Source organism: Acinetobacter sp. WA-87 (genome assembly GCF_039938935.1).
Lineage (GTDB): Bacteria > Pseudomonadota > Gammaproteobacteria > Pseudomonadales > Moraxellaceae > Acinetobacter > Acinetobacter seifertii.
Map to the genome: position 1 here is coordinate 900,847 of NZ_JBDUVF010000001.1, position 22,781 is coordinate 923,627.

Annotated in this window: 19 protein-coding genes and 1 riboswitch; of the genes, 6 read left to right on the forward strand and 13 right to left on the reverse strand. The window is 39.0% G+C overall.

All coding sequences use genetic code 11. The features are described from left to right. Positions 1 to 34 precede the first annotated feature (34 nt). The 7 genes from ABFY81_RS04150 to ABFY81_RS04180 all read right to left on the reverse strand — a co-directional run bounded on the left by ABFY81_RS04150 (position 35) and on the right by ABFY81_RS04180 (position 8,495). Positions 35 to 271 carry a hypothetical protein gene (locus tag ABFY81_RS04150; RefSeq protein ID WP_004702617.1) on the reverse strand — a complete coding sequence of 79 codons (237 nt, stop codon included), beginning with the start codon at positions 269 to 271 and terminating at the stop codon, positions 35 to 37. Between the two features lie 144 nt (positions 272 to 415). Beyond that, the gene (locus ABFY81_RS04155; RefSeq protein ID WP_039250617.1) at positions 416 to 1,348 is read right to left on the reverse strand and encodes a lauroyl acyltransferase; all 933 of its coding nucleotides are present in this window, start codon (positions 1,346 to 1,348) and stop codon (positions 416 to 418) included. 470 nt (positions 1,349 to 1,818) lie between these two features. After that, positions 1,819 to 3,210 carry an EAL domain-containing protein gene (locus ABFY81_RS04160; protein ID WP_151684548.1) on the reverse strand — a complete coding sequence of 464 codons (1,392 nt, stop codon included), beginning with the start codon at positions 3,208 to 3,210 and terminating at the stop codon, positions 1,819 to 1,821. Positions 3,211 to 3,555: 345 nt separating this feature from the next. After that, positions 3,556 to 4,635 carry a sodium:calcium antiporter gene (locus ABFY81_RS04165; RefSeq protein WP_223851871.1) on the reverse strand — a complete coding sequence of 360 codons (1,080 nt, stop codon included), beginning with the start codon at positions 4,633 to 4,635 and terminating at the stop codon, positions 3,556 to 3,558. Positions 4,636 to 4,646: 11 nt separating this feature from the next. Further along, positions 4,647 to 4,759: riboswitch (yybP-ykoY riboswitch) on the reverse strand. A 102-nt stretch (positions 4,760 to 4,861) separates the two neighbouring features. Then, positions 4,862 to 5,800, reverse strand: a complete 939-nt coding sequence (gene dmeF / locus ABFY81_RS04170) for a CDF family Co(II)/Ni(II) efflux transporter DmeF (RefSeq protein WP_347913119.1) — start codon at positions 5,798 to 5,800, stop codon at positions 4,862 to 4,864. 277 nt (positions 5,801 to 6,077) lie between these two features. Further along, positions 6,078 to 6,620 (reverse strand): TetR/AcrR family transcriptional regulator, encoded by a 543-nt coding sequence (locus tag ABFY81_RS04175; protein WP_134263365.1) that lies wholly within the window; start codon positions 6,618 to 6,620, stop codon positions 6,078 to 6,080. Positions 6,621 to 7,304: 684 nt separating this feature from the next. Next, the gene (locus ABFY81_RS04180; RefSeq protein WP_347913120.1) at positions 7,305 to 8,495 is read right to left on the reverse strand and encodes an MFS transporter; all 1,191 of its coding nucleotides are present in this window, start codon (positions 8,493 to 8,495) and stop codon (positions 7,305 to 7,307) included. 102 nt (positions 8,496 to 8,597) lie between these two features. Here ABFY81_RS04180 and ABFY81_RS04185 point away from each other — a divergent pair, with 102 nt between their 5' ends. The 6 genes from ABFY81_RS04185 (at position 8,598) to ABFY81_RS04210 (ending at position 15,494) form a co-directional block, all read left to right on the forward strand. Next, positions 8,598 to 9,509 (forward strand): LysR family transcriptional regulator, encoded by a 912-nt coding sequence (locus tag ABFY81_RS04185; RefSeq protein WP_347913121.1) that lies wholly within the window; start codon positions 8,598 to 8,600, stop codon positions 9,507 to 9,509. A gap of 356 nt (positions 9,510 to 9,865) precedes the next feature. Next, positions 9,866 to 12,511, forward strand: coding sequence for a DNA mismatch repair protein MutS (gene mutS / locus ABFY81_RS04190; RefSeq protein WP_077162544.1), 2,646 nt, complete (start codon positions 9,866 to 9,868; stop codon positions 12,509 to 12,511). Between the two features lie 64 nt (positions 12,512 to 12,575). Next, positions 12,576 to 13,106, forward strand: a complete 531-nt coding sequence (locus tag ABFY81_RS04195; protein ID WP_200001258.1) for a GNAT family N-acetyltransferase — start codon at positions 12,576 to 12,578, stop codon at positions 13,104 to 13,106. 345 nt (positions 13,107 to 13,451) lie between these two features. Further along, positions 13,452 to 13,775, forward strand: coding sequence for a ferredoxin FdxA (fdxA, locus tag ABFY81_RS04200; protein WP_003650851.1), 324 nt, complete (start codon positions 13,452 to 13,454; stop codon positions 13,773 to 13,775). A gap of 131 nt (positions 13,776 to 13,906) precedes the next feature. Continuing rightward, positions 13,907 to 14,629 (forward strand): D-Ala-D-Ala carboxypeptidase family metallohydrolase, encoded by a 723-nt coding sequence (locus ABFY81_RS04205; protein ID WP_174742285.1) that lies wholly within the window; start codon positions 13,907 to 13,909, stop codon positions 14,627 to 14,629. Positions 14,630 to 14,825: 196 nt separating this feature from the next. Further along, on the forward strand, positions 14,826 to 15,494 hold the full coding sequence (locus ABFY81_RS04210) for an O-methyltransferase (protein WP_004702639.1): 669 nt from the start codon (positions 14,826 to 14,828) through the stop codon (positions 15,492 to 15,494). A gap of 116 nt (positions 15,495 to 15,610) precedes the next feature. Here the strand turns inward: ABFY81_RS04210 and ABFY81_RS04215 are convergent, their stop codons facing one another. From ABFY81_RS04215 to ABFY81_RS04240, 6 genes are all read right to left on the reverse strand, one after another. After that, positions 15,611 to 16,453 (reverse strand): universal stress protein, encoded by an 843-nt coding sequence (locus tag ABFY81_RS04215; RefSeq protein WP_004702641.1) that lies wholly within the window; start codon positions 16,451 to 16,453, stop codon positions 15,611 to 15,613. 156 nt (positions 16,454 to 16,609) lie between these two features. Continuing rightward, on the reverse strand, positions 16,610 to 17,221 hold the full coding sequence (locus tag ABFY81_RS04220; RefSeq protein WP_019457392.1) for a chloramphenicol acetyltransferase CAT: 612 nt from the start codon (positions 17,219 to 17,221) through the stop codon (positions 16,610 to 16,612). After that, on the reverse strand, positions 17,214 to 17,813 hold the full coding sequence (locus ABFY81_RS04225; protein WP_004702645.1) for a YigZ family protein: 600 nt from the start codon (positions 17,811 to 17,813) through the stop codon (positions 17,214 to 17,216). Before ABFY81_RS04225 ends, ABFY81_RS04220 begins: the two co-directional genes overlap by 8 nt. A gap of 92 nt (positions 17,814 to 17,905) precedes the next feature. After that, entirely contained in the window at positions 17,906 to 19,096 is a 1,191-nt protein-coding gene (locus ABFY81_RS04230; RefSeq protein WP_019457393.1) for an HlyD family efflux transporter periplasmic adaptor subunit, read from the reverse strand. A 3-nt stretch (positions 19,097 to 19,099) separates the two neighbouring features. Continuing rightward, positions 19,100 to 21,235, reverse strand: coding sequence for a type I secretion system permease/ATPase (locus ABFY81_RS04235; RefSeq protein ID WP_019457394.1), 2,136 nt, complete (start codon positions 21,233 to 21,235; stop codon positions 19,100 to 19,102). Beyond that, the gene (locus ABFY81_RS04240) at positions 21,232 to 22,698 is read right to left on the reverse strand and encodes a TolC family protein (RefSeq protein ID WP_039250636.1); all 1,467 of its coding nucleotides are present in this window, start codon (positions 22,696 to 22,698) and stop codon (positions 21,232 to 21,234) included. Before ABFY81_RS04240 ends, ABFY81_RS04235 begins: the two co-directional genes overlap by 4 nt. Between the last annotated feature and the right edge of the window lie 83 nt (positions 22,699 to 22,781).

Consider the following 22,781-nt stretch of genomic DNA (forward strand, 5'->3'; position numbering starts at 1 on the left):
CAAAATATTGCGGGATTTTTTGTAGTTCATTGAATTACCAATGACCGCGTCTGTCATGATGTCGTTCAAAACCACGTTCACGATGTGCTTTATTATGATAGTAGCCTTTACCATGATGATTGCCATGATAAGCATAAGCTTTACCATGATGCATACCGTGATAAGCATGACCATAACCATGATGTGATTCGCGATAACCATGGTCTTGTGCAAAGGTCGGAGCTGAAAGCGCGATGACCAATGCAGCGAAAATATACTTAATGTACTTCATACAAAATTCCTTTTTATTGTAGTACCGGAATTTAAAGTAAGACATAAGTTGGTAGCTAGTTACAAGTGATGATCTGTACTAGAGTGTAAGCTACTAAGCAAAGATAAGAAGCAACTCAATCTTAAATAATGAAAGCAAAATCTATCAGTAGAATTTTGCCTCACCAATCGGACGAGTTTTAAACCGTCTATGAAACCACATGTATTGTGTTGGGGCGATTCGAATTTGATTTTCAATAATTTTATTGACGCGTTCAGCATCATTTACTTCGCATTCACTTGGAAAGTTTTCAAGTTTAGGTTCGACGAGCACATTGTATTGAGGGTTTCGAATATCCCCACTTCTATAAAAATATAGCGGTATTGCAACAGCATTTGAAATATCCATAAGTCTACGGTGGGCTGTTACTGTTGCCGCCTGTATTCCAAAAAACGATGCCATCACACCTTGCTTCAAACCAAAGTCCTGATCAGGGCTATACCAGATTGCATGACCATTTTTCAGTTTCGAAATTAAGCTACGCATGTTGTCTTTCGCAATTTGGTTTTTATAAACCCGAGCGCGACTACGATGAATGAGAAAATCCATAAAAGGATTATTTTGCGGCCTATACACCACATCCATATCAAAAAATAAGGTACATGCAGCGCCACCAGCATCTAGCAAAGTACTATGTGTGCCTAGCAACAAGATACCCTTATCCCGATTCTGTTCCAGATGTTCCAAGCCTTCTATACGAACTCTTTTTTTAAACCATTCAGGACAATACCAAGCGTTTAAGGCTTCAAATATCCCTATCATGGTGTCTTTAAAGACTAGCTTTGCTTTGGCTTCAATTTGCTCAGGTGTTTTTTCAGGGAAACAAGCTTGTAAGTTTCTTAATGTTGTTTTCCGTCTCGAAGCTAATAATATCCAAGCAATTTTTGAGAAAACCTTTGCTAAACGCCACTGGATTGCCCAAGGCAAGTAAGCAAGAAACATGAGAATAAAAGCTGCGAACCAGATACCCCAATATTTTAATGATAGAAAGGAAAATTGAAACTGCCCAGATTGATACTGCGGTTCAGATTTCGTCATACTGTAAATATCTAGAGGTATAGGTCTTCATCCTAACACAGCCCGAATCTACATCCGTTTGCAAAGTGTGTCTTAATATGTAGATTAATTTATTAGAAAAATTTATATCGCGTAATGACGACCCACCATATTTTCTTTAAAAATTATATAATATTTAACAATTACTTATATGTTTTTAGTTATCTAAATTAGTTTATAAATCATAGATAAAAATTAGAAATCCACACCTCGTATGACTTGCAGAAATTCCGAATATTCATCTTCATTTTCAAAAGTAAATTCTACGTCTGAGCCATCTGCGAATCGAACAAGAACAGAACTTAAATCAGAACTGGTTGTAAATTTAACAACTTGTTCAAGATTATAATGTGTTGAATCTACTTGGTAATATTTATATTCTCTTGGCATAGCAGTGTTCTATTATTTTATGAGATGTCACTACTATAGAACAAAATTTAGATCTGTTTTACTTATTTATTAAAAGTTGGCAACTGTTTAATAAAGTCATTTAACGGCATTGGAACGCCCCATAAATAACCTTGAAACTCGATACAACCGTTATTTTTAAAAGCATAAAATTGTTCGGCCGTTTCTATTCCCTCTACTAAAACTCGAAGGTTTAAATCTAGACCAATTTTAACAATACCCGAGACTAATTTATAACTGCGTTTATCATCCAACGCTGCCTGTACAAAGCTACGATCAATTTTGATTTGTCTAATTTGCATTTTTTGCAAATAACTTAAAGATGAATAACCTGTCCCGAAGTCATCAAGAGAAAGCTGAACTCCTCTTTCCGATAAGGAATTCATTTTTTCAATCATGCTCACACAATTGTTCAAAGCAATATTTTCAGTAATTTCCAAGATAAGCCGAGATGGATTTATGTCATATCTATGAATCATGCAAATTACAGTTTCCTCAAAGTTGGCTTGCATGAAATGATCAGCACTAATATTGATTGAAAGTGTCAAATCTTTCGTCTGCTCTTGTTTACTCCAATCTTGTAAAACTTTGCAGGCTTGAGCTAAAACCCATGTACCTATTTCAGGCATTAGTCCTAAAGTTTGTGCCGCAGGAATAAAATCTTGTGTGGGAACAGAACCTAAAACAGGATGATGCCATCTGAGTAAAGCCTCAGCACCAATTAACTTTTCAGAAGCATTGACTTGAGGTTGATAAAACAATTCAAATTGCTCTTTTCCCAGTGCTAAACGTAAGTCTTTCGCCATGGAATCTTCTATTTGTATTTCTAATTGCATGGTATAGATGGATATACAAATCATGAGCGTGGCGACGCAAATTGCAATCCATCGACCATGACTCCGAGTATGTTCCGATAGCGGTATAGCATGCTCTAAAGTAAAAGAGCTGCCACTAAAAAATATAAAGCACGCGATTGACAGTAAAATTAAAACGAGTTGTAAGAAACTCGGATTTCTGCGGTAGTTTAAGTATCCTAATATTGCCCCAGCAGGCAAAAACAAATGAGCAACTTGAGGATGATGAGTAGTCGCTATATCAAAAAATACGCAAAAAACGACTGGAAAAACAAGTAGAACAGCTTGAGATAAAAGAATACCCGCTGAAATTCGATTTATATAAATGAGAAAAAAACTAAAAATGGAAAGCAGTGTAAAAACGATATCCATATAAACAATGATCCACATTTTTGAAAATGCGAAATATATGGTCCAGAACAGGCAAAAAATAATACAAATAAAGATATTTGCTTTAGCTGCGATGGTAAGCTGCTGGTCTTTTATGTTGTGGTAATTATTTTTACATTTTTTTAAGTAAGACGAAGCTATCATAGGTAAATCAACCATAAATATAACAAAAGCAGTAACATTGCCCTTCATGCTCTATTTCAGAATTTAACAATCAAACTTAATTTTCTATAAAGTTTTTATTTATCTTTTATGCGTTTAGAAAGTATTTTATTACACAAAATAAAGTTCATTTGTTTAATAAATTTAGTCAAAAAAGAGGACTTTTCAAAGACCCCATAAGTTTAAATTATGATTCACTCAGGGTACAAGCCTCTGCTACTAAGGTACAGGGCATAAGTTATGAAAAATAGGACAATTGGTTAATTATTTACCGATTTTACAAGGTTATTAGCTCATCGTTTTTTAAGATTATCTAATCAATAGCAAATACGACGACTGAAACGCGCTGGCACATGTCCAGCGCGTTAATGTTTATCAGAGATAAATCACAACTAAAATTGCGAAAACACCATACAGCGCACTTACTGCAACCAATGATCGGTCATCGACTGTGCCACGGCGGAATAAATTCCACAGAAACACAATCGCTAATGCAGTAATAATGCCAGAGGCTAACAACAAAGTATCAAAGCGCCACGGCGTAAAGAAAATACCTAATGCACTTGGTATGGTGGCCTGAATCATCATCGCACCAGAAATATTTGCTAAAGCCAAACGCTCTTTACCTTGGCGTACCCAAATCAGCGCATTCATAATCTCAGGTAATTCGGTAGCAACTGGACTCAGTAATAAAGCAACCAAATGTGGCGGCCAACTTAGCGCTGTACCAATCGCTTCAAGCTGAGCAACAAAAGTATGCGACGCAACACTAATTACAACTAAAGCGACCAATACCTGTAGACCAGCCCACCCTAGTGATGGTTCGGCTGTATTAGGACGAAACTTGAGCGGTTCAAGGTCTTCTTCATCGGAAGATGTATCAGCTTCCTTAATCTCACGCCAAACATAAGCTGCATAAGCCGCTAAAAATAGAATGCCTAACCATGGTTTGATGGCAAATGCGACTAAACCAAGCGCTACTTTTAAAACGAAGATAGCAAGGAACGAGACTTGATCTCGGCTTAAACGGGCATAATCAACTTGAACTTTATGCGAAGTTCGAGCTAATTTTTTGCGATGAAGCATCAATACCAGACCGACTACGGCGTAACCCAAGGTCGCTAAAACCAATGGGCCACCCATTGCAGCACCAACACCAAGGTCTTTTTGTTCTGGGGTATCACCAAATACGACGGCCATAAAGGTCACCGCACTTTCAGGTAGCGCTGTACCAAAAGCTGCGAGTACCGAGCCTACTGCTGTTGCACCAAGATTAAGACGCTTACCAAACCATTCAATTCCATTGACGAAATATTCACAGGCTAGGTAAATTGCCGCGGCGGACACAAAGAATAAGATGAACGTGAGGAGCATAGGAATAGTCCAGCCGGGCGAATAAGAAACCATTGGCGCGACAACGCTCCTCGCCCGACTAGCAAAGTACGTTGCGGCCAAAGGTCTCGCCTAGCTCACACTGTGTATACAGTGGCTGAACACGCCATGAGATACTGATCTCAAGTTTGTTGACGTGGTCTTCCTAGTTGGGTACTAGGAATGGCTACTCCCCAATGACAATAGGTGAAGTTTACCAGTGATTGAAAAGTAACTCTACAAAAATGGTCTGACAAAATGATCAAGAGCTTTAAAAATTCACAGTCGGTTTTAAAGCTCTCTTTATCGACTAAATAAAATGTATTTCTACACTGGCATGTACAATTTCTTCATGAATAGACAAAGCCTTTTTAACTGAATCGGGCGTTAAATCTGTTCGGTCTGCTTCTAAAGCCAAAATGCATGAAAATTTTCCTTTACCGACTTTCCATACATGTAAATCTGTAATTTTCACTTGTGATAATTGCTCAATCACTTCTTGGATTTCAGCGACTACTGGATGTGACATTTCAGCATCTAATAACGTTTTTCCTGTGTCACGCAAAAGCCCCCATGACCACTGTGCAACCAGTATCGCCCCTACAATACCCAATAAAGCATCTAAAAAATTCCATCCAAAAAATTTACCCGCTATAAGTGCGGCTATGGCTAATACAGAAGTTACAGCATCGGCAACCACATGTAGAAACGCAGCTTTATGGTTTAAATCGTGATGGTGATCATGATGATGGTGGTGACTATGCTCATGGTCGTGATGGTGGTGGTGATGTTCATGATTATCGTGTAATAACCACGCACAAATTAAATTGACTGCCAACCCCACAACAGCAATAGAAATCGCTTCATTATAATGAATATCAACAGGATGGAGTAATCGCTCAATAGATTGAAATCCCATTAACAGTGCAACGACCATTAATATGATTGCACTGCTATACCCACCTAAAATTTCGATTTTCCAAGTTCCGAAACTAAAGCGTTTGTCATGGGCATAACGACGAGCCATTTTGTAAGCGACATAGGCCAACCCTAGAGCAACCATATGTGAACTCATGTGCCAGCCATCAGCTAAAAGAGCCATGGAGTTAAAGATCCATCCACCCACAATTTCAAAAACCATCATCACGGCAGTTAAAATCGTTGCGATCAAAATTTTCTTTTGAGCAAGCGGGTTTCCTTCATCGAACTGATGAGAATGGTAACGTTCTAAATTGCTGTTAATTTCCATATTTATGGTCTTTTATTAATACTCCCCCATAGTATATATTTTTTTGAAGAAAAATATGTTAGATCACGACCATAACAAGAAAACTTTTAGAGAAATCTTTACTGAGTCATGACCTAAAATTGACCTACTATATTTCAAAACCACTATAGATTGAGGCGCTCTGAATGGCTGAGTACATCCATTCATAGAGCTGCATGTGAGAGCAACTACAACACTCATTGCAATTTTTTCATAAAAAGCATTTATATCTGGAGCAATCAGATAACCCAGACTAAACTTAAAAAAATTGCTCCAATACCTCATCCCTTTCTTTCAAACTGTTTAAGCTTAAAACCTGTAACAGCAAACCATCTATCAGGTTCACCACCATATGAGCATCGAATTTTGGCTCGCGGATTTCCCCGCTAAAAATCAGGTCAAAAATTTCATGGCGCAACCACTTTCGGTATTCAACTGTCATGCGGTAAGCCTTTGGATAAAGCAGTTTTATTTCTAAAATAGCTTTGATTAAAAAATGGTACTGGCTGTTTAAATTGGTATGTAACACAATAATTTCTTTAAGTTTATCTTTTGAACTGTAGTAACGGTTTGAGTAAATGATAGAAAGCACTTCTTCTCTGAGCAGGCTTTTTTGAAAGGCGATACACATTTCAATCAGGTGTTCTTTAGAGTGGAAATAGTTGTAAAGCGTGCCTTTGGCAATTTTGGTTTCTTTAGTAATCAGGTCTACGCCTGTATTGTGGAACCCATGCGCCGTAATGAGTTGTATGGCAGTTTGAACGACATGTAGTTTTTTGGAAGAGGTTTCTAAATTTCGCATAGTTTTACCGTTATAAAATTCTTGTTGTTTCTAAATGAGATAAAAAGCCTGTGCCCTTTTGGGAGAAAAAAAGGCACAGCAAAGCCGTAAGACGGTGCTTGGCACATCTCAAGTTTTTTGTTGCTAAGTTTTAAGTAAAAATGACTAAAGCCTGAAAACCCTACGGTGTTCAAGCTGCTGTAAATTTTTAAGCTGTGTCGTTATAGCTTTTGGCAAAGGCTGCCAAGAAATAATGGATGTGCAAAGCCAACTCCTTTTTATTGGGAGTTCTGCCGACATTAAAATTATGGTGGCAGAACGAAGGGGGTTCGCAGACTGGTCATAGATCCAGCACACCCAAAGGTGTCCCCCTCCGTTCCACCATAGAGGGGGCGCGAGGGTGTACACACTAAAGATATAAAACCTTTAATGCTTCTATGAGACGGTCTGCGACAACCGACTGGCAATGTAGGCCAGCAGGCAAAGGATAGTGCCCAAGTTTATTGCAGTCAAGCATACAAAATGACATTTGTTTTAAAATAGATCATTAAAAAGTAAGGATAAATAATGCCTGAATTATTGTTAAAGTGGGGTTTATAAAAAGACGTTTTTCTTTCCCCCAAATGCTACGTTTTCAATACCATTTACACGTTATGGATTTAGTCGTCACTATTTTAATGTACGAAAAAAATAGTGACTTTATAATTAGGTTATAGGCACACGTTTAGTCAGCTTCTTTTGCAAAACAATAACGAGAATTGGGAACCCTGCTGCGGAAATTGCACATACCGCCAGTAACGTATTTACACTTTGTGGCGTCATGCCATGAGTAGGTAATAAAAAGGCAGATAAGAAAAAAGCAACCGTTGTCAGCAAATACATGATGGATGTCTGTAATGAAGAAAATCCAGCTCGTTGTCGGTCGTTAGGAAACTGCATCGTAACCACTGAAGATGACACCAAACGACTATAAGATGCACCGAGAAATAAACTAATAAATAATGCTGCATGCTGATAGCCAAGCATTGGTATAAGCAAACTCACGATAAAGACTAGAGTCGAAGCTGTAGCCAGTAGTAAAGCAGAAAAACGGGAGGTTAACGCCCCTGTAATTTTTGTAGATACATAGCCCATCACGCCCCCGCTAAAAAATAGCCAAGGCAGTAGATCTTGCGAAGCGCCCAACTGTTGAATCATTAAGGGTGCCAAAATAGGAATAACCAGCATAGGACTAAACTGTACGAGCGCATTAGCAGAGGCGAACAATAGAGTATCTGCATCTAAAGGCGGCGCACGAAGCATATCTAAAGAGACTTGGTCTTTGGGTATAAGCAATACAATAAGTGGCAATGCCAACATACACAATGCACTTATGAGCCACAAAGCCACATGCCAACCATAGTGAGTGCATACAAATAATATGGCGGGCATTCCGACAATACTTACTATTGAAAACGATGCAATCACCGTCGCCAACATTTTCCCCCGTAAATTAGGCGGTGCATTGTTTATTAATATACTGATACCCACTCCCATGGTAGTACCACCAACCAACCCTGCACAAAATCGAAGTGCAAGTAGAAGACTAAAACTAGATGTGCAGGTAGTCAAAAGTGTTAGTAGACCCAACAGCGCCATATTGATAATTAAAAACCGCTTTTTATTGAAATGATCAATCCAGTAAAAAGCAATAATTCCCGAAAGAACGGCGCCAAGCGTATACATCCCTGAAACATAACCTGAGAATGATACTGGCACTGCGAAATCTGTCGCAATAAAAACAAAAATAGGATTAAACACCATATATTCCAGTGCATTCGTGAACTGGACGAAAGCAATGACAGTGGCTATCCACATGAGGGCTTTATGATTAAACGTCTGTTTGGCTAGGGACATCGCAGTAACCTATAGATAAAAGATGTCCGAGTTTAACTGCTATCAATAATATTGATTATATGGTAAAAATTGCATTTATTATTATCAAATATGGGACAATTGATGCGTCCGGCTCTGGATTTTAATACCCTGAAAGTGTTCGTTGCTGTGGTTGAAAGAGAAAGTTTTGTGGGTGCATCGAAACTCCTTGAAATGCCGACATCAAACGTGAGTCGCTGTATTTCTCAGTTAGAAGAAAAACTCGATCTTCAGCTCATTGAGCGCAGCACCCGACATATGAAAGTCACTCAGGCGGGGCAGCTACTCTATACCAGAGCAAAGCCATTACTCGAAGCGCTTGAGCAAACGGAGACAGAGTTAACGTTGCGGCAAATGCAGCTCAAGGGTCCTTTACGAATCTGTATTCCCACTGAAATAGGCCCTGCATTGCTAGGTTCTGTTATTGCAGAATTTGCCTGTCAGTATCCCGAACTAGAAATAAGCTGTGTCACAAATTTGTCGGGTTTTGAATCTCTGCGAGATGATCTGGATTTAGCTATTATTATTAGCCGCGGTCAAATGGATAACAGTGACTACATCGCTCGTCATCTGGTGACTATCCCTTGCACCATTGTGGCAGCCCCTTCTCTCATTCAGCGTTATGGCATACCAACTCATATTCAACAATTTGAAGAATTACCTTGTATTACAACAGTCAGTGCACTCAAAGGTGCTCCTTGGCAATTTGTTAATAAAAAGGGTGAGTTCGAGACCATCAAGGTTAAAGGACACTATCGGGTGAACAGCGGAGAAATGGCGGGCCAAGCTGCTGTAGCAGGTATCGGATTTGCAATTTTATCGAAACACGCTTGCCAACCTTATATTAGTGACGGTCGCCTCATCGAGATTGAGTTTGAACAAGCAGTAGCGCCACTGCAATTGTTTGCACTTTATTCAGATCGCCGTTATTTGCCTGCTAAAACAAGAGCGCTTATCGATTTCATACAGCAGAAATTGGGACATGTATCCTTATAAAACCTATCATTTCATACGCATTCTGAAATCGGCATATTTACCTATGTCAGTTTTATCAGGACTGTCAATCGTCACCCTGTCTTCTACTCAAACTGCTCAGGTCGCTTTCTTTTTGTTGCTTATTTCCTCGCTCATTTTAGGAATCCTTTTTGCGAATCAGTCTCAATTTGTTAAGATGGCAACCGTGAGAAATTAAGTTAAGCTCTTACACACTGTTGACTCAATTTTGACATAAAAAAGGTACATGAAAAGGTATACTTTTTTCTTAGATTAAGTCCAATTCACACAGAAGTTATTAGAATTGGTTAGATGACCAACCGTAAAATATTATTGCTTTTTTTAAGGGTTTATTACGCATGAATAGCGCTGAAATCATGGCCGATCTCTCTAACCACACTCCAATGATGCAGCAATATCTCAAGGTCAAAAAAGATTATCAACATGCGTTGCTGTTTTATCGTATGGGCGACTTTTATGAACTTTTCTTTGAAGACGCACACTTAGCAGCCAAACTTTTAGGAATTACCCTAACCCATCGCGGTAAAGCAAACGGCAACCCGATTCCAATGGCAGGTGTTCCTTACCATTCAGCCGAAGGTTATCTTGCTCGCCTTGTCAAAGCAGGTCGCACCGTAGCCATTTGCGAACAAGTCGGTGAAGTCACTGGTAAAGGCCCTGTTGAGCGTAAAGTTGTTCGTATTCTTACACCTGGTACATTAACCGACGACGCACTACTCACAAGCTATCAGTCATCCAACCTTGTTGCGTTATGTATTCATCAAAATCAAATCGGTTTTGCTTTGCTCGACTTAAGCGCAGGTATTTTTAAAGTTCAGCAACAAGACTACAAACCTGAACAACTTCCAATTGAACTTGCACGCCTCATGCCAAGTGAAATTTTGATTGATGAAGATCTGGTTGACCCGAATATTATTGAACAAATTAAAAAGCATTTAGATTGCCCTGTAACCAAGCGTCCAAATGTAGACTTCAATTTAAATAACGCACAAAAAACCTTATGTGACCAGTTCTCTGTATCGACGCTTTCTGGTTTTGGACTCGACACATTACCGTTAGCTAAGGCTGCCGCAGCGGCTCTGATTCACTACGCTAAAGAAACTCAGAAAACGGCGTTACCGCATATTCGTTCTATTCTTTTAGAACAAAGCACAGACTTTATTGCGCTTGATCCAATTACACGCCGTAATTTAGAAATTATTGAACCTTTGTTTGAACATGGTACGTCATTATTCCAACTGGTAAATGACTGCCAAACTGCAATGGGTGGCCGTTTACTCAGCCGTACCCTCATGCAACCTGTTCGTGATACGGCGTTACTCGATGCCCGCTTAGATGCAATTGAACAACTCATTCAAGGCTATCACGAAACTCCAGTTCGTTTAGTGCTTAAAGAAATTGGCGATATTGAACGTGTTCTTAGCCGTGTTGCGCTTGGTAGTGCTCGACCACGCGATTTAGTTCAGCTTCGTCATGCTTGCGCACAAATTCCATTTTTAAGAAATGCTTTAACGCCTGTTATTCAATCAAAAAAATCCAAGTTATTAATTCAACTCGATCAAGAACTTGGTGACTTTAAATCGCTTCATCAACACTTGATGGCAGCCATTGTTGAAAACCCACCTGTATTACTTCGTGATGGCAATGTAATTGCAGAAGGTTATGATGCAGAACTCGATGAATTGCGCCAAATTCGTGATCATGCAGGTCAATTCCTGATTGATTTAGAAATAAAAGAGCGTGAACGCACGGGCATTAACACCTTAAAAATCGGCTATAACCGTGTGAGTGGCTACTACATTGAACTTACGCGCGCTCAAGCTGAGCAAGCCCCTGCCGACTATATTCGCCGTCAAACTTTAAAAAATGCAGAGCGTTACATCACACCTGAGCTAAAAAGCTTTGAAGATAAAGTTTTATCAAGTGAATCTCGTGCATTAGCGCGTGAAAAAGCATTATTTGAAGCTTTACTTGAAAACCTCCGTGAAAATATTGCTCACCTACAAATGATGAGTTCGGCAATTGCACACATTGATGTAATTGCAAACTTTGCTTATCAAGCGCGTTTAAACAATTGGGCGCGACCAGAATTTACCCCAGAAACCGGTATTAAGATTCAAGGTGGTCGTCATCCTGTTGTTGAAGCATTAAACAAAGCACCATTTACACCAAATGACACTTTCCTTGATGCTCAGCACCGCATGGCAATTATTACTGGCCCGAACATGGGTGGTAAATCTACCTTTATGCGTCAAACTGCATTAATCAGTTTACTCGCTTACTGCGGTAGTTATGTTCCTGCACGAGCCGCCAAGCTTGGCCCAATTGACCGTATTTTCACACGTATTGGTTCAGCCGATGATTTGTCGACAGGCAAATCAACATTTATGGTCGAGATGACTGAAACTTCACAAATCTTGCACCATGCAACCAATCAGTCTTTGGTGTTAATGGATGAAGTTGGCCGTGGTACCAGTACCTACGATGGACTTTCTTTAGCATGGGCTTGTGTGGTCGATTTAACCAAGCGCGTAAAATGCTTATGTCTATTTGCCACGCACTATTTCGAATTGACTGAGTTAGGTAGTGAAGCAGGTATCGATAACTATCATGTGACGGCGCAAGAGCTTAACGGCAACCTGATTTTATTGCACAAAGTTCAACAAGGTCCTGCAAGTCAAAGTCATGGTTTACAAGTTGCGAAATTAGCTGGTATTCCTGCTAATGTCATTAAAGAAGCTCAAAAACGTTTACGCATTTTAGAGAAGCAACAACAGCAACACTTACAAACTAGTGTTCAAGATGATTTGTTTGCAACTTTAGATTCAAATGCTAAATCAAGTACGCAAGTCATAGAGAAAGTGATTGAAATTGAAGTGCCTTCACCTGCCCTAGATTTGCTTAAGCAAATTGAAGTCGATAACTTGACACCTCGCCAAGCACTTGAACAACTTTATGAACTAAAAGCTGCACTTAAATCATAATCATTGATTGAGCAAACATGTCTATGGGCATGTTTGCTCTTACTTTAAGGAGAATAAAATTTCTATTTTCTTAAGGCCACTACAATACACAGAGATCGATTTAATTTGGCAACACATTAGTCGACGTGAACTCATTACCCAACTCTATATACAAAAACAAGAACAACTCGAATTAACAGATTGTTTTTACGATGTTGAAAATTGGGATGCCTATCATTTAGAAAATGACCCACCGAAGTTAAAAGAACTCTATCAACAAGGTGCTTCATTTATAGGTGCTTTTAATACATCTGAAAAATTAGTTGGCATTAGTGTCGTGTCGAATCAACACATTGCTGATTATCCAGATGCAAAATTACTGCAATACTTTTATGTCGATGCAGACCAGCAAGGCCAAGGTATTGGTGCAAAACTCATGCAGGCAGCCAAAGAGTCAGCTAAGCAACTGGGCGCGCTGCAACTTTATATTTCAGCCACACCGAGTAAACGTACTGTCGACTTTTATATCAAGCATGGCGCAGTAGTATTAGGACATCCAGATCAGCACTTATGGGAGCTTGAACCAGAAGATATTCATTTGCTTTGCCTACTTTAAGTCTCGATATTTAAAGTTTTTTTGGGTATCAGTTCGGCATAAAAGTAAAATTTAAAACTAAAAGTTGTATTTAAGGTATCTAATCAAATAGATACCTTGACCTAAATGACATTTGCAACTAGATGCAAAAATTTATTCAAGATGTTGTTTTTTAAAACATATTATTATCTTAATTTTACAATTTGGCCAATCTCAAGCTCACAACATTGTTTTAAATATCAATGTATTAACTTATCTTCATATGTATAAATAAACAATATCAATAAAAGCAATTGTTTGTTTACCCCTTTTTTGCCTAAAATAAGCTATTCGAAATGAAACCATATTTTTTAGGTAGCTGTCGCCATGACCTTTGTTGTCACTGAAAATTGTATTAAATGTAAATACCAAGATTGCGTAGAAGTTTGTCCTGTAGACTGTTTTTACGAAGGTCCGAATTTCCTAGTGATTAATCCGGATGAATGTATTGACTGTGCATTATGTGAACCAGAATGCCCTGCAAATGCAATTTTCTCTGAAGATGAGTTACCAGAAGGTCAGGAAGTATTTATTGAATTAAATGCAGATCTTTCTCAAAAGTGGCCTAACATTACTCAAATTGGTGACCAACCTGCTGACCGTGAAGAATGGAACGGCAAACCAGATAAGTTACAGTATCTAGAAAAATAATTTCAAAAAAGATCAGCAACCGCTGATCTTTTTTATACCCTATTCAAACATTTCATTGCAAATTCCTCGTAATTTGTGCACTGTTTTGCATTAAAATAAGCGCAATATTTATTAAGCTTTTGATTTTTCTTATGCGGAAGTTTTTGCAGAGTATGTTGCCCTTATGCATAATCCCAGCGATTATGGTAGGTTGCGTCAGCTCTCCCCAACACACAACAACAGGCAAAACCTCTCCAAACGGTAAACGCATTTTTATTCCTCAAGAGCGCGTTATTATCGAACGTCCTATTCCACCTAAAGTTGAGCCTGCTTCTTATCGTGCCTGGTTAAATACTGGCGATCATTATGAACGTGTACGAGAATATGAAAAATTTCTAGCGCGTAATAATGTTGCAGGCATCGTACCAAGCTTTGAATTATTAAGATCAGCGCGTGATTGGCAAAAGTGCGGCAGCTCGGAATATGCTGTACCAAACCGCGAACTTTGGAATAATTCTTTATCGACCTTACGCGTCTTTAAATATTTAATTGCGGCAAAAGTTCTAACTGACTTTGAAGTAACCTCGGTGTATCGTGATTTACCTTTAAATCAGTGTGCTGGCGGTGCAAGTTCGTCTAAGCATTTGTTTAACTCAGCCATCGATTTTCGTATTGGACCAGAAATTCCACAGCCACAAGACTACGCATTTATTGAAAATACAAAGTTTAAATTGTGTCAGTTCTGGGCTCAACATGGCCAAAGTTTAAACCTAGGTATTGGTTTATATAGTTCAGGACAAATCCATATTGATACTCAAGGCTATCGTACTTGGGGGCCTGACTTAACCCGTAATACTTCAATGTGTAATTTTTAAAATTAATATCCCCTAATACACTTTTGTATTAGGGGATTTTTGTTGTTCTCATTTATATAACCCAATAAGAAAAACGCTGAAATTAATTACGAATTTGTACATTCCATAATCAACCAAAATTTCTTAATCCAAAGATTTTTGCACTCTAGTCATAAACGTTTAAAATACGCCTATCAACATACAGGTAAATTTGACTATGCAGCAGTTGTGGACAGACATTGACGAATATATCGACTCACATTTAATTCCCGAAGATCCTCGACTCGACTTTGCATTAAAAAATACCGACGAACACGGCTTTTCAAATCATCTTGCAGTTGCTCCAAACCAAGGGATGTTCTTGCAAATGCTTATTCAGATGAATAATTGCAAGCGTGTTTTAGAAATTGGAACTTTTGCAGCCTACAGTACCATTTGGCTAGGACGTGCCCTGCCTGAAGATGGTTATTTACTGACTATTGAAGGCCGTGATACTCATGCAGAAATGGCTCAAAAAAATATCGACCATGCGAATCTTCCTGTAAAAGTTGAGCTAAAAGCAGGCCGTGCTGCAGATATTCTTTCAGCAATTGACCCACAGTCAATTCAACCTTTCGATTTTATATTCATTGATGCAGATAAACAGGGTTATCCTGAATATTTGGAACTCAGTTTAAAGTTTTCAAAATCAGGCACGATTATTGTGCTAGACAATGTCATCCGTGGTGGCGATATTTTAAATCCTGAAAACAAAAAACCGAGTATTGAAGGTATTCGCGAAACTTTTAAAGCCCTCGAAAATCATCCGCAAATTCTGTCTTGCACAGCTTTACAAACGGTTGGCTCAAAAGGTCATGATGGTTTCGCTATAGCGATTGTGAAATAATGATCAAAAAATCATCTTTTTTATTTTATCATTTATAATCAATAGATTACTTTTATTACCCTCGCTTTTCCATATAGTTATCCACAACATTTGCGGATAACTATATGCAAATCTCATCATTTAGCCACAAGTAAAGGCACAGTTGCATTTCGGAATATAGTCGTTGCGATACTTCCTAAGAAGAACTGATGAATCTTGCTATGACTAAATGCACCAAGCACAATAATTTGAATACCATGCTCTTGTTGATATTCAAGAATATTCTGAGCTACATCACCATATCGGTAAACGGTGACAACCTCTAGACCAGCTTGTTTAAGATAATGCTCAGGTTCATTTAATATTTCAGGATGATCCCCCACATACACTAAATGGCATTGTAAAGTCCGTAATAGATCACTTTGGGCAATACGGCGCATCATCTTTTGACAAGTTGGTGAATATTCATAGGCGAAAATAAAACGTGTTGGCACTTTAAAGTTTTCACCAATGGTCAACACTGTGCAATTTGCGCCGCGAATGAAATTTTCAACATTACTACCAATAGGTTTATGCTTTTCAGCTGCTCTTTCGCCAACTCGACCTAAAATAACAATGTCATTTTCATCGAGGAGATTAAAGCTTTGCTCTAAAAAATCACCCTTTTCTTGAATTTTTGAGCATGTAATTCCGTGTTTTTCTTTAATTAGGTCAGAAATATGTCTGAGTAAATTATTGCTGTAATCTAAAGCGAGTTCACTTTGTTTTTGCTCTAATTCAGCTAACTCTTTAAGCAACATCGCATTGCTTTCAAAGCCGATTACCCCACTAATCTCACCAAGGTGATAACTTGCTGGGTAGTAATCTAGAATTTGTAATAATACAAGCTCTCGTCCAGTTGCTTTTGCAACCCACGCTGCTGCATCTGCAATAGCATTAATACAAGGTGATGAGTCAATACACGCAATAACACGGTTCATTGTTTGCCTCTCTTCTTCAGGTCTATTTGCCTTGGAGATTTTTCTATAACTTAGCTTTAACTTAACATAGATAAAAATCTGTATGTTAAGGTTTATGTATTAAAATCCACTTTTTTGTTTAAAGATCAAACATTTTATTACACTCTTAAGACTGTATTACTCTCTTAAGCGAATAAATTTTGCTGGGTTTCCCCCCACAATATGATAGGGTTCGACATCCTTAGTCACCATACTATTCATACCAATAACAGCATGTTTTCCAATTTTAATACCGTCTTTTATTCCTACATGTGCACCTAACCAAACATCTTGCTCAATTTCAATTCCCTGAGACCGAACAGGCTGTTGGTAAAGTGGACGGTCTAATTGCATACCATGATCAAATGCATAGAGATGGCAATAAGCAGCTATACGAACTTGATCATGTAATTTGATGCCAGCTCGCCCACCATCTAAAATACAATGATGGTTAATTGCGACTTCGTTACCAATCTCAAGCGGCCCATGCAAACTACAGTCGGCTGCAATAAAGCAATTATCACCAATCTTAATTTTTCGACCAGGCTCGGCAAAAATATGAGCTAAAGGTGAAATAAAACAGTTCTCACCAATCTCGACTGTTTCCATGTCCATTAAATAAGTCTGATATTCTTTTTGCCACTCTTCAGCCCATGCACGGTTTTTAGGTTTTAGCGTCCAATATAACCACGGCATATAATTTAAACGGTGTTTATGTTGCTCACGGTACTTGAGTAAGGAGTCAGTCATCAGTTAATTCCTCCTCAACTTTTAATTCTTCACGGCCACGCGTCACGTCGCGAAGTTTCAAAGCAAGTGGTTCAATTTGGTGGACTTGTAGTCTAGCTTCAATATCTACACCTGTTGCGGTATAAGTTTCTTGGTATTCTATTTGATGCTGTGAAAGTTCATATTGAAAAATAGCCCATTCATTAAAATGACAAGAAAAGTGAATGGTTTTCTTTGCAATAAGTTCAATCCGTTCAGCTAACAATAAGGATTGCCCTGCACAACCGCCATAAGCCCGTACTAAACCACCAGTTCCCAGTTTTATACCACCATACCAGCGGTTCACCATGACGATGATGTTAGTTAAGTCGTTACCTTCAATAGTCGCCAAGATTGGCCGCCCTGCCGTACCAGATGGCTCGCCATCATCATTAAAGCGGACGTTATGTCCAATTTTCCACGCCCAACATTGATGTGTGGTCGATATATCCTTATTGAGTTCTAAAAATTCTTTTACTTGTTGCTCATTTTCTACTGGCGCAGCAATTGCCTGAAATCTACTTTTTTTAATTTCTTCTTCAAATGTAACAGGTGACGCAATCGTAAAAGCCATAAAATAAATAAAGCATAATAAAAATCAAATTATAGCGTGAATTTAATAGAAGCAAACCCATAAAAAAGCCCCGAATTTCGGGGCTTTTACTATTATCTTTCTCGTAATGCTTCTTTCGCTTTATTAAACGGTTTCAGCAAGTAATCCATTACAGTTTTCTCACCCGTACGAATATCTACAGTTGCCACCATACCTGGTGTAATACCGAAAGCTTTACCTTGTTTGTTGTAGAGCTTATCTGTATCAGTGCGGATATAAACACGATAGTAGAACTGATCTTGTTTAACTTCATCACGAATCGTGTCTGGAGAAATAACGGTAACTTTACCTTTTAAACCGCCATAAATTGAATAGTCATACGCTGTGATCTTCACCAAAGCTTCTTGACCCGGACGAATAAATGCAATGTCACGTGGCAAAATACGCGCTTCAATAAGCAATTGTTCATCAATTGGAACAATTGTCATTAACTTACCATTTTGCGGGATAACACCACCATGTGTTGTCACAGTAATTTCTTTTACAACACCTCGCACAGGCGCTCTAAATACAGCACGATCTAAACTGTCACTACGGCCTAGTACGATTTGTTGTTGAGTTTGGCTATCTGTATTGGCTTTAGATAACTCTTCACGAGCCTTCACATAATACTGGTTACGTGCATCGTTCATTTTATTTTGCAAATCATTTGCTTCACGACGTAAACGTAAAACCTCAACTTCACTCGCTGCGCCTTTAGCAACTAGCGGCTCTGTCATTGCCAACTCTTGTTGAACCAATTTTAAGGCTTGTCTTAAACCAGATAATGTCTGTTCAAGATCAGCTCTACGGGACTCATACAATGCTGTTTCTTCGTGTACAAGCTTAGGGTCTTTTGCAACGATTTCAGGGAAGACTAATGGTGTGCCATTCACTTCTGCACGTAAACGCGCTGATGTGGCCTGAGCTGCAATTAATAAAGATCTAGACTCACCCACATTTGACGCAAAACGCGTTGGGTCTAATTGAGCAAGAATTTCACCTTTTTGAACAATGTCGCCTTCTTGCACATTCAGTTTAGTTAAAATACCGCCTTCTAATGATTGAATCACCTGTTCTTTAGATGATGGAATTACTTTACCTGTACCTGTAGATACTTCTTCTAACTGAAAAAACCATGCCCAAACAAACAAGCTAATGAGTCCAATACCTACAATCCAAATCACTAAACTGGCACGTGGTAATGGTGGTTCAGTATAAGATACATTCATTGAACGGGTGAGTTCTTGTTGTGGTTCGCTCATGAATTATCCCCCTTGGCTTACTTGTTTTTGTTGGGCTAATGATTGATTAAGTACTTGATCTCTTGGTCCATCCATCACGATCTTGCCCTCATTCACGACAATAATACGATCGACCAGTTCTAAAACAGCGCGACGGTGTGTTGCCACAACCAATGTTCGATGTGCCAACCACCCTTTAAGGTGATCAATCAGTTGCTTCTCTGCCACATCATCAATCGCTGCTGTTGGTTCATCAAGTAAGAGAATATTAGGTTGACGGATTAATAAACGTGCAAGCAATAAGGCTTGTCTTTGACCGCCAGAAAAACCAACGCCACCTTCTAAAATAAGGTGATCAAGTCCTTCTTTTTTCTCTTGAACAAAAGGAAGTGCCCCTGTCACAACCAATGCACGAAGAATGTCTTCATCCGTTGCAAGCGGTGCGCCTAAGGTTAGATTTTCACGAATCGTACCGTAAAATAAATGAGCATTCTGGTTAAGTAAGCCCATATCACGACGTACATCAGATGGGTCAATTAAAGAAAGATCTAGACCATCTAAATGCACAGCGCCTTGAACTGGAACCTGCATACCAGATAAAAGTTGAAGCAAGGTCGACTTACCGGCACCATTACGACCTAAGATTGCAATTTTTTCACCCGCACGAATCTGCAAATGACGAATAGCAATACTTGGTTTGGTGTCATCGTCAGTGTATTGGAACAATAAATTTTTTAATTCATAATTTCCGTTTAAGACAGCCTTATGTACTAAATGAGAGCGATCAGCCTGATCGATCGAACGTTGCATGAGTTCATCTAAACTTTGTTTGGCAACTTTCGCTTGCTGTAAACGTCCTAATACCCCTGTAATTTGGGCAATCGGCCCCAGCATACGTGAAGATAAAATTGAACATGCCACTAACGCACCTGTGGTCATTTCCCCATCCATCACTGCAAAACAGCCAACTAAAACCACAATGGCATAAGTTAGACCTTGAATCATTTGGGTCCAAGCCATCAAAGTACCCACAATTTTACGCTGTTTCATACCGATATCGGCTGAAACTTCATTCATGTGATTCCACTGGTTTTGGAAACGTGACTCAGCGCGTAACAGTTTAATGTCTTCAATACCTTGCACCGCTTCCACAAGAATTGCGTTGCGAATTGAAGATTCTCTCATGCCCTCTTGTGCCAGTTGAGCCAGCTTCTTCTGTACCAAAATACCCGGCAAAATCATGAGAGGAACAACAAGCAACATTACCCAAAATAATTTGCCACCAATAATGGCAAAAATAGTAATGAATAAGAAAAAGAATGGAAAATCTGCAATTGCACTAATGGTGGTTGAAGTCACCAGTTCACGAACACCTTCAAGTTCACGAATCTGGGAAATAAAACTACCTGTAGATTTTGAACGTTCCTTATTTTTAATTCTTAGGGCGTGGCCAAACACACGATCCGAAACACGTAAGTCAGCACGTTTACCGATAATATCGGATAAGTAAACCCTTGAAACTCGTAAGGTAAACTCAAAAAGAGCTGCAATCAGTACCCCACCTGCCAAAACCCACAAGGTCGGAATTGACTGTGATGGCACAACACGGTCATAGACCTGCATGGAGAAAATAATGGTTGCCAGTGCCAAAATATTGGCAATTAAAGAGGCAAACATAATATCGATGTAACGCTTCCAGTCTCTTAAAACAATTGACCAGAACCAGTTTGCTTCGTATGGCTTGATATATTCATCAATACGCGCATCTGGAATAGACATTTCAGGGCGCAAGATATAGACATTTTTAAGTGTCGTTTTCAGAGCCTCTAAAGATAAGTTCTGAGAAAGACCTTGATCTCCACTGAACTGAATACTGACATTTCCTTGCGTATCCGCCTTATCAATAACCCCGACTTGTCCATCATTAAACTCCACCATAACCGGTAAACGCCATGGGTTTAATAAGTCTAAAGAGAATGGTGCCTTACGAAGGTTTAATCCGACCTGACGCGTCATTAACTGCAAGATGTCATCAAGATTCTGGTTTTGGTTCCAATCAAGTTGTAAGCGAATTCTTTCTTCTGACGGTTCTATTCGGTAATGTTTGGCAATAGTTAAGACCGCCTGTAACCAAGGCTGGTAATTTATTTTTGTCATCATGGTTGTACTTCGAACCCCTGAATTGAAATATTATTTAAGCCGTAGGCTTGGCGGGAACGTCCTGTTGCTTCAATGTACTGAACAATGCTGTTATAAATGTCATAGCGTGCTGATTCGAGTTCTGAGTTGGCACTGTGAATGGCTTGTTCGGCATTTAATAAATCGACCAGTGAACGAGTACCAAGCTTGTATTGTTCTTGGTAAAGTTCACGTGTACGAACCGTGGTTGCTTGGCGACTTACCAAAACCTGCATTTGACGCTGTTTATTCTCAATCTGTTCACGACTGGTTCGAATTTGATCCAGCACATCCATATATACTGAATTTACTTTAGCTTTCGCAGCTTCTTCAGCGTAACTTGCCATTTTTACCTGTGAAGCAGTTGCCCCACCTTGATAAAACTGACTCGTTGCTTCTAGCATGACTGAACTATATAAACCGTTATCTTTATCGTTGTTTGGATTTTTACCATTAATGGCCTGACTAACTGAGCCTTTTACAGCTAAGGTCGGATAGCGAGTTAAACGGGTTTGTTCTTTTTGCGCTTTAGCAACCTCAACACTTGCCTGTGCGGCAATCATTTTAGGAATAGTATTAAACTCAGGCTCACCATATAAGTCAGATTGCTTCACTAAATCATCAGAAATAATCCAACCTGTACGAGTAACATCAGCACCCAATAATGTTCTTAAATGCTGTTGATACTGACGTAACAATGATTGTTGGGCAATTAAAGTTGACTGTGCAGCTTGTAAGTATGACTGCGCTTGAATAGGATCGGCTTGACTCGCAACACCTGCATTTGCACGCAGGTTAGCAATATCTTGAATTCTTTGAATACCTGCAATTTGCTGCTCAGCAATTTTATTAAGTTGCAGATAACGCTGAATATTGACGATAGTCTGCGCAACATCAAGCGCAAGGGTATCTACGCTGACCAGAACGTTTGCTTGTTCCACCTGAACTTTAGCTTGTTCAACACTTACACCTGATTTGATTTTACCAAAATCAAAAAGCATTTGAGTGGCAGTTAAAGTGAGTAACTGCCTTCCTCGTTCTCCAGTGGTCAAGTCACCAGTTGAGACGCCTCCGGCAAGCTGAGGATAGTAACCAGCTTTAGCAACGTCAACACCTGAATTTTGACCTGCTAAAGTTGCAATAGATTGTGAAATATCCGGACTACGCTGAATCGCAATTTTTACTGCATCTTGCAGTGTCAGTTTTTTAGAGGGTAAGGCGTTAAAAGATGAAGCTGAATTATCATTAAGTTGAACAGTTGGAAATTCCTGCACAATAGAACGATCTAGCTTAAAATTACTAAGCTCTTGCATCTTGGCTACTTTAAAATCATCACTACTTTTCGGGACAAAAAGTTGTGACAAGTTATCTTTCAGGGTGTGATATTGCTCACTTGGTTTAGCAGCGTATATCACGACAGGTACATGTAGTGAACTTAAAAGCATTAGCCCTTTCAGGAAAGCTTGCTTTCTACATTTCCCTTTCTTTCTTTTCTGGTTATATCCAATCATGCTTATCTTGTTGATGT

Excerpts from the sequence above, each read along its gene's own strand:
- ABFY81_RS04240 (WP_039250636.1), bottom strand. The coding sequence starts at position 22,698 with ATGCTTTTAAGTTCACTACATGTACCTGTCGTGATATACGCTGCTAAA.
- ABFY81_RS04160 (WP_151684548.1), bottom strand. The coding sequence starts at position 3,210 with ATGAAGGGCAATGTTACTGCTTTTGTTATATTTATGGTTGATTTACCT.
- ABFY81_RS04205 (WP_174742285.1), top strand. The coding sequence starts at position 13,907 with ATGCGGAAGTTTTTGCAGAGTATGTTGCCCTTATGCATAATCCCAGCG.
- ABFY81_RS04220 (WP_019457392.1), bottom strand. The coding sequence starts at position 17,221 with ATGACTGACTCCTTACTCAAGTACCGTGAGCAACATAAACACCGTTTA.
- ABFY81_RS04155 (WP_039250617.1), bottom strand. The coding sequence starts at position 1,348 with ATGACGAAATCTGAACCGCAGTATCAATCTGGGCAGTTTCAATTTTCC.
- ABFY81_RS04150 (WP_004702617.1), bottom strand. The coding sequence starts at position 271 with ATGAAGTACATTAAGTATATTTTCGCTGCATTGGTCATCGCGCTTTCA.
- dmeF (WP_347913119.1), bottom strand. The coding sequence starts at position 5,800 with ATGGAAATTAACAGCAATTTAGAACGTTACCATTCTCATCAGTTCGAT.
- mutS (WP_077162544.1), top strand. The coding sequence starts at position 9,866 with ATGAATAGCGCTGAAATCATGGCCGATCTCTCTAACCACACTCCAATG.
- ABFY81_RS04225 (WP_004702645.1), bottom strand. The coding sequence starts at position 17,813 with ATGGCTTTTACGATTGCGTCACCTGTTACATTTGAAGAAGAAATTAAA.
- fdxA (WP_003650851.1), top strand. The coding sequence starts at position 13,452 with ATGACCTTTGTTGTCACTGAAAATTGTATTAAATGTAAATACCAAGAT.
- ABFY81_RS04215 (WP_004702641.1), bottom strand. The coding sequence starts at position 16,453 with ATGAACCGTGTTATTGCGTGTATTGACTCATCACCTTGTATTAATGCT.
- ABFY81_RS04175 (WP_134263365.1), bottom strand. The coding sequence starts at position 6,620 with ATGCGAAATTTAGAAACCTCTTCCAAAAAACTACATGTCGTTCAAACT.
- ABFY81_RS04185 (WP_347913121.1), top strand. The coding sequence starts at position 8,598 with ATGCGTCCGGCTCTGGATTTTAATACCCTGAAAGTGTTCGTTGCTGTG.
- ABFY81_RS04235 (WP_019457394.1), bottom strand. The coding sequence starts at position 21,235 with ATGATGACAAAAATAAATTACCAGCCTTGGTTACAGGCGGTCTTAACT.
- ABFY81_RS04230 (WP_019457393.1), bottom strand. The coding sequence starts at position 19,096 with ATGAGCGAACCACAACAAGAACTCACCCGTTCAATGAATGTATCTTAT.
- ABFY81_RS04180 (WP_347913120.1), bottom strand. The coding sequence starts at position 8,495 with ATGTCCCTAGCCAAACAGACGTTTAATCATAAAGCCCTCATGTGGATA.
- ABFY81_RS04210 (WP_004702639.1), top strand. The coding sequence starts at position 14,826 with ATGCAGCAGTTGTGGACAGACATTGACGAATATATCGACTCACATTTA.